This window comes from Photobacterium sp. 2_MG-2023 (genome assembly GCF_030547675.1).
Lineage (GTDB): Bacteria > Pseudomonadota > Gammaproteobacteria > Enterobacterales > Vibrionaceae > Photobacterium > Photobacterium arenosum.
Genome location: NZ_JAUOQQ010000020.1, coordinates 77979 through 84436 on the forward strand (window position 1 = coordinate 77979; position 6458 = coordinate 84436).

Genomic DNA, 6458 nt, shown 5'->3' on the forward strand with positions numbered 1-6458 from the left:
GTCGATAGAGGCAGTGTACTTCTCTCGCATGGTTTAGAATAATTGAATAAATTTAAACAATAGTTAAATTTAATTTAACCGATAAAGAACGACTATGAACATTGCGCTGAAACAATTAAGAGTCTTCGTTGCCGTAGCACAGGAAAAAACCATTACTGCTGCCGCCGAGCGGCTGTTTCTAACCAAGCCGGCTGTCAGCATGGCGCTGGCCGAGCTGGAAAAACAACTCAGCCAGCCACTGTTTGATCGCCACAACAACCGGCTGACCCTGAACAGCGAAGGCAAGCGCCTGTTACCTCTGGCCGATGAACTGCTCCAGCGTACCCAGAGTATTGAACAACTCTTCGCACAAACCGGCGCGTTGTCCGGCAGCTTGGCTGTAGGTTCCAGCGATACCGTAGGTAATCAGCTCACGCCTTTTCTGCTGCGGGATTTCAGGGCGCAGACAGCACATACTGACCAGTCACTGCTGATCGGCAATACCGCGTCAATCGTGAAAAAGTTAGGTGATTTTGAACTGGATATCGGACTGGTTGAAGGCCGGGTCACGGAAAAACACTTGGTAAGCCAACCCTGGCTTAAGGATGAGATGGTAATTATCGGTCATCCCGAGCACCCACTGCTGACCAGAAACAACCTGTCTCTGTCAGATCTTGAACACTCGGAATGGGTACTCAGGGAAGCCGGATCCGGCACCCGGGATTATTTCCTGCATCATCTCGCCCCGGGAATTGATAACTGGCAGTTGGCCTTTGAGCTCAACACCACAGAAGCCATTATCAACAGCGTCGCCGCCGGACTGGGCCTGACCTGTTTATCGCGGCGCGCGGTCCATCATGCAGTACAGGAAAAACGCGTGGCTGAACTGCCCATCACGCTGAGCAAGCAGAGACAATACTGGCTGCTGTATCACAAAGACAAATACAACAGCCCGCTGTTATCTGCATTTATTGCATTCTGTCAGCATTGGCAACCGGGCTCAGATCCGGTTATCGCCGCCACTGAAGGCAATGATCTGGCTGATCTGACATAAAGGCCGGCCGGATTCCTGCTGCCAGTCATTAAACGCCGCCTGTGCCGCCGACAGGGAGCGCTGGGTGTCCCGACCGCCATCAATAATTCCGGTACTGCGCAGGTAAGCTTCAACATCCTGGCTGAGAATAAAAGTATCTTTGCCCATCACCCGCAATGTATAGGGGCCGGTATTACCGCCCAAACGCTTACCTTTGCTTTTCAGATAGTGCCATAAACCGATAATGTCATCCGATGGCCATGCTGCGACCATAGCGGCAAACGAGCCGTGCTCTTTCGCGGCTCGGTGAATCATGTACGCATTTTCCGGAATCGTCATGACTTTGCCGAGATGACGGATAATGGCCGGATCTGTGGCTTTTCGCTCCCACATTTCGTTCGGCACCAGCAATAACTTTTCTATATCAAAGCCAAAGAATACCGACTCAAAACCGTCCCACTTTTGCCTGACCACTTTCCAGCTCATACCAGACTGGAACACTTTCTGCGTAAAGGCGGCCAGCCAGCGATCATCGGCAATGGCGGTCAACGCCTCTGCACTAAGCGGGGCCGACAACAAGCTTTCCAACGCCGCCTTGCCCCCTTTGCGATCAGCGGCACGGGTATAAATTTGTTCAAATTTTTCTCTCATGCTCACAAGAACACCTTCTGTCAGAACTCAGCACTGGACTATGCCTTTATCCTACTGTATAAAAAACCAGTTAATCAATATCTGGAGAGGGTGACCATGGCTGTTATCGTCAAATATGTAGTAGAGCGCAACGGAGAAGAGAAGATGACTTTTACCTCTAAATCTGAAGCTGATGCCTACGATAAAATGTTGGATATGGCTGACGAGCTGTTTGCTGTTCTGAGTGAAAGCAAACTGCTTGAAGACGAAGCCAAACAGGAAGAATTAGCACTATTCCTGGCACAAGAGCGTGAAAAAGTCCTTGTCGCTCTGGGGGCGAAAAAAGCCAAACCCGCCGCTAAAAAGAAAGCGGTAGAACCCGAAGCTGTGCAAGACGACGCTGACAGCGAAGCCGCCTGAGTCAGTCCCCTTGACGATGAATAATAAACCTCCGCCGGGAGGTTTATTTATTTCCGTGTTTATTCACAAAGACTGATTTTATATGTGGTTAAGTGCGGATTTTCGTCATTTCTCAGTCATTTTGCCATGAATGGCAGATTTCCCCTTCAATATCCCGCTCAGTCTCTTTATGATGGGAACATCTCACTTTTTCAATATCAGACAGACTGCCATACATTGCAGTCGTTATCCCTTTTGACATGGAGACCATTTCATCATGGCGACATTTTCTCTAGCCCTGGGTACCGCGACCAAAAACCGTGACGGTAAAATCATCGAAGCTTTCTTCCCGACCCCGCTGCTGAATCCAGCTCAGGCTCTGGTTGATACCATCGCAAAAGTTGTTGATTACCAGGAAGGTAACCAAGCCATTGAGATTACCCCGGCTCAGGCGGCTGAACTAGCCGGTGCTTTCGCAGCGAATGGCGAGCAAGCCAGTGCTGGTTTTGCTGAAAAAGCAGCACAATCTAGCCAGTCTCTCGTGGTAGTCATTCTGGCTGCTGATACGGCGCCGGCTTCTGTTGCTGAAGGCTTCCTGAAACTGCAATTGATCTCTCAGCGACTGGTTAAGCCTCATGGTCTGGTACTGGACGGTATCTTTGGTTTGCTGCACAACATTGCCTGGACCAATAAAGGCCCGATTGATCTGCCTGAACTGGCAGAGCGTCAGATTGAAGCTCGCCTGAGCGGCGAGGTGCTGAGCGTCGATTGCGTTGATAAATTCCCGAAAATGGTCGATTACATAGTCCCGGCTGGCGTGCGAATTGCCGATACCTCCCGTGTTCGCCTCGGCGCTCACGTCGGTGAAGGTACCACAGTGATGCACGAAGGCTTTATCAACTTCAATGCTGGTACAACAGGTGTGAGCATGGTTGAAGGCCGTATTTCTGCCGGTGTTGTGGTCGGCGATGGTTCCGATATCGGCGGCGGCGCTTCTATCATGGGTACCCTGAGTGGCGGCGGTAAAGTGGTCATTGCGATTGGTGAAAACAGCCTGCTGGGTGCCAATGCCGGTCTTGGCTTCCCGCTTGGCGATCGTTGTACCATTGAGTCTGGCTTGTATGTCACCGCAGGCACCAAAGTAACTATGCTGGATGCAGATGGCAATGTCGTTGAAACCGTCAAGGCACGTGACCTGGCGGGCAAATCCGATCTGCTGTTCCGTCGTAACTCAGTAAGCGGCGCGATCGAATGTCTGACCAATAAAACTGCGGTTGAGCTGAACAGCGAGCTGCACAGCAACAACTGATCCTCAGTCACTGAGTGAAAGATCCCAAAAGGCTGCCAATGGCAGCCTTTCTTATTTGTATCAGTAGCCTCTTTCCGCCAGCCCGAACTGGCTGGCATCTTGCCGGCATTCATCTGGGTAACCTGGGTTAAGCGCTGTGGTCACTGTTTTCTTACCCGTGCAGTACTCATATCGCCCCTGCAGATAGCCCGCGCGGTATTTTTCATAATCAGATTCAGACATCACGCCAAGCCGGTCCAGGCGCTTTTTCTCCCACTCCTGATAACCATACTCTCCGTGATAAGCCCCCAGTTCCTGCCATTCACCATGCTGAGACAAGTTAGCCTCATACTGACTGACACAAGCCGATAGCAAAATAATCACCACCAAACAGATCAGCTGACGCATACGACCTCCTCAGCCAACTGCGATCCGGTGTCTTAAGTATGGAAGAATATCTCTGGCGTGAGAAAGTTTCTCATCTGAGCCTTTTATCAAGGCTGGCTCAGTTCCAGCGATGCCTGCCGCCCTGATTCACTTCTTACCCCCAGATTCACCAATACGATCCCAAGAAATGCGGCGCTCAGCAATACTGCCCCAAGATGCCAGGGCTGGCTGATCCCCATCTGTAACAGGCAATGGCTGATAACAGACGCCGCAACCATCTGGCAAGCCCCGGATAACGCAGACACAGTCCCTGCTTTTTCACCGTACGGAACCAAAAGCATCGACTGTGCACACGGAAAAGCAATGCCGTTTGTCATCGCCAGCAGAAAATGGGCCGCTGACATCCAGACCGGGTCTAACGGGGCCAACACATACACAGCGGCCGAGACCAATTGCATCAAAGGTGCCAGCTGCAACATTCTTGCTGTCCCCAACTTTGGCCGTAAGCGCTGACACAGCAAACCACCAAAAAGCAGTCCGCAAGCCGGCACCATAGCCCACATCGCATACTGGTCAGAGCTTATCCCTAACTGAACTTGCATAATGTAGGGCATCATGGAAATTGCCAGTACAACCATGGCAAAATTGATCCAGCCTATACCGGCAAATGTCAGGAAATGGCGGTCTTTAAACAAAGACAGGTTATTACCCGCAAGTTGCTTAACTGAAGGTGGCATGCCTGTTGTCTTTAAGGTTTCGCGAAAGCTAAATACAAGCAATAACCAAACCAGTGCGATGTAAGCAATAAGCAGCACAAAAACAGAAAGCCAGCCCAGATAATGATTAACCATACCGCCAATCACTGGGGCCATAATAGGAGTAAATGCGGCAACAATGGCTAACCAAGTCATGGCTTTCGCCAGATTTTGCTTTTGGTAGCTATCCCGGATTGTCGCCCTGGCCAGTACAGACACACTGCCGGCCCCACAGCCCTGAATAAAGCGTCCAAGCAATAATCCGGAAAACGATTCCGCTTTGAAAATCGCCAGCGCAACACCGAACAAAGCTATCATCACCCCAGCAAGCAATACCGGCCGACGACCCAGCACGTCAGAAAGCGGACCGTAAACCAGCTGTGAGGGACCAAAACCTAAAAGATAAATGGCAACCAGAAGCTGTGTTTGATCTGAGGTCAATGTCAGATCCTGTCCAATCCAGGGTAACAATGGAAACACCAGGCCAAGACTGAGCTGACCAATACTGACAATCAAACAAGCAAATAACAGGGGTTTCCAATGGAATGCTGGCATACATTTCTCTATATCGATAACAACACAGATATTATGCCTGCATACTGGCCAGGAATAAGCCATCATTGGCAACAGGAGCTATGTCCTGACAGGAAAGAATAGCCGCACTGTTTTACGGCTATTTCATGAAATGAAAGACTTAGGAGTCGGAGCTCTGTGTTTTTTGAATCACATAACGAAACGGATTAGTGAAAGAGAACTTGCTGCCCTGAGTGGTAACCCGCCCCTGTTTCATTGCAACCAGCACTTCGCGCTGTATTCTGACTAACGAAAAGAAACGTATCACCATGAACACAATAAATATCGGCATGATGATTTGCGCCATGGAGGCTGACTTTAACAAGAAATCATTCCCTAACCAGATCGCGAGCATCACCAGCATCAGGTACAAGGAATGCGGTTTCAGCGTAATAGTGACAGAATCAGCGGTTTCTTGCCGCTCGTAGAATAAACTCATGGCGAATTATCTTTAATCATCCCAGAAAAATTGTCCTAACCCTCTCACAGCTTCACACCTAAGGCAAGAGCTTAACCAACCAAATTGTAACCAGTTTCTACCTGCTAGAGCGGGTTCAGAGGCGTGTCATGAGGTTTCAATAAGTAACGAGCAGTCGAACAAATTACAAACGCCAGATAGCAAAAAACCCAGCCATTGCTGACTGGGTTTCTCTGATAAGTGGCGGAGCGGACGGGACTCGAACCCGCGACCCCCGGCGTGACAGGCCGGTATTCTAACCAACTGAACTACCGCTCCGAAACTGGTTATTTTCAATGTGCTCGTCGTTATTCTGCATTCTTCACTCAGTCACATACTTTATGTATGCTCCTTCGTTCATCTTTTGAATGTCTTGAGCGCATCAAAAATTCCTGCGTTTCCCAGGAAATATCTTTCAAACAAAGTCTTACTCTTACAATGCTTTGTTTGAGTAATTTGTCGCTGTGCGATGACGATTTTGATGCGAGAAGCGCAGTGTACATTCAGTACATGAGCATCGCAGCACTCAAAAGCGGCAAGCTACCGTAGACAAATTGGCAATTAAAGCCTGGCGATGACCTACTCTCACATGGGGAGACCCCACACTACCATCGGCGCTGCTGCGTTTCACGTCTGAGTTCGGCATGGGATCAGGTGGGTCCGCAACGCTATGGTCGCCAGGCAAATTCTGTTTGAAAACATCCCGCTGGTTATAAAGCTCGCTATCGGCGTTAAGTGGCTCTCTCGTTCGGTCATTTAGCGTACTAAACCCCCTCCCTCGACTCACAACTTGCCTTGCTATCAAGCTTTATCCCGGCACTACCTGAGCAGGTGGGATATTTTCACAATTCTGGAAAGTTAACTAGTGTTCTCAGCACGACATTCAAGTGCTCATGGAGTCCGTAAAACCCCTTGGGTGTTGTATGGTTAAGCCTCACGGGCAATTAGTACAGGTTA

At 49.7% G+C, this 6458-nt stretch carries 7 protein-coding genes, 1 tRNA gene and 1 rRNA gene; 3 read left to right on the plus strand and 6 right to left on the minus strand.

All coding sequences use genetic code 11. The features are described from left to right. Positions 1-94 precede the first annotated feature (94 nt). Entirely contained in the window at positions 95-1033 is a 939-nt protein-coding gene (locus tag Q4491_RS15725) for a LysR substrate-binding domain-containing protein (RefSeq protein WP_303458701.1), read from the plus strand. Here Q4491_RS15725 and Q4491_RS15730 read toward each other — a convergent pair. After that, a complete protein-coding gene (locus Q4491_RS15730; RefSeq protein WP_192017545.1) occupies positions 980-1663 on the minus strand; it encodes a DNA-3-methyladenine glycosylase I in 684 nt (227 codons plus the stop codon). The genes Q4491_RS15725 and Q4491_RS15730 overlap by 54 nt on opposite strands. Before the next feature lie 96 nt (positions 1664-1759). Here Q4491_RS15730 and Q4491_RS15735 point away from each other — a divergent pair, with 96 nt between their 5' ends. Then, positions 1760-2062, plus strand: a complete 303-nt coding sequence (locus Q4491_RS15735; protein ID WP_192017544.1) for a YebG family protein — start codon at positions 1760-1762, stop codon at positions 2060-2062. A gap of 256 nt (positions 2063-2318) precedes the next feature. Further along, positions 2319-3350 carry a 2,3,4,5-tetrahydropyridine-2,6-dicarboxylate N-succinyltransferase gene (gene dapD, locus Q4491_RS15740; RefSeq protein ID WP_218386497.1) on the plus strand — a complete coding sequence of 344 codons (1032 nt, stop codon included), beginning with the start codon at positions 2319-2321 and terminating at the stop codon, positions 3348-3350. 60 nt (positions 3351-3410) lie between these two features. Here dapD and Q4491_RS15745 read toward each other — a convergent pair whose 3' ends face one another. The 5 genes from Q4491_RS15745 to rrf all read right to left on the minus strand — a co-directional run bounded on the left by Q4491_RS15745 (position 3411) and on the right by rrf (position 6183). Continuing rightward, entirely contained in the window at positions 3411-3737 is a 327-nt protein-coding gene (locus tag Q4491_RS15745; protein ID WP_192017542.1) for a DUF2799 domain-containing protein, read from the minus strand. 86 nt (positions 3738-3823) lie between these two features. Then, positions 3824-5026 carry a multidrug effflux MFS transporter gene (locus Q4491_RS15750; protein WP_303458705.1) on the minus strand — a complete coding sequence of 401 codons (1203 nt, stop codon included), beginning with the start codon at positions 5024-5026 and terminating at the stop codon, positions 3824-3826. A gap of 139 nt (positions 5027-5165) precedes the next feature. Continuing rightward, entirely contained in the window at positions 5166-5483 is a 318-nt protein-coding gene (locus Q4491_RS15755; protein WP_303458707.1) for a hypothetical protein, read from the minus strand. A gap of 220 nt (positions 5484-5703) precedes the next feature. Continuing rightward, positions 5704-5780, minus strand: a tRNA-Asp gene (locus Q4491_RS15760). 287 nt (positions 5781-6067) lie between these two features. Next, positions 6068-6183, minus strand: a 5S ribosomal RNA gene (rrf, locus tag Q4491_RS15765). Positions 6184-6458 lie beyond the last annotated feature (275 nt).

Excerpts from the sequence above, each read along its gene's own strand:
- Q4491_RS15750 (WP_303458705.1), bottom strand. The coding sequence starts at position 5,026 with ATGCCAGCATTCCATTGGAAACCCCTGTTATTTGCTTGTTTGATTGTC.
- Q4491_RS15725 (WP_303458701.1), top strand. The coding sequence starts at position 95 with ATGAACATTGCGCTGAAACAATTAAGAGTCTTCGTTGCCGTAGCACAG.
- Q4491_RS15730 (WP_192017545.1), bottom strand. The coding sequence starts at position 1,663 with ATGAGAGAAAAATTTGAACAAATTTATACCCGTGCCGCTGATCGCAAA.
- Q4491_RS15745 (WP_192017542.1), bottom strand. The coding sequence starts at position 3,737 with ATGCGTCAGCTGATCTGTTTGGTGGTGATTATTTTGCTATCGGCTTGT.
- Q4491_RS15755 (WP_303458707.1), bottom strand. The coding sequence starts at position 5,483 with ATGAGTTTATTCTACGAGCGGCAAGAAACCGCTGATTCTGTCACTATT.
- Q4491_RS15735 (WP_192017544.1), top strand. The coding sequence starts at position 1,760 with ATGGCTGTTATCGTCAAATATGTAGTAGAGCGCAACGGAGAAGAGAAG.
- dapD (WP_218386497.1), top strand. The coding sequence starts at position 2,319 with ATGGCGACATTTTCTCTAGCCCTGGGTACCGCGACCAAAAACCGTGAC.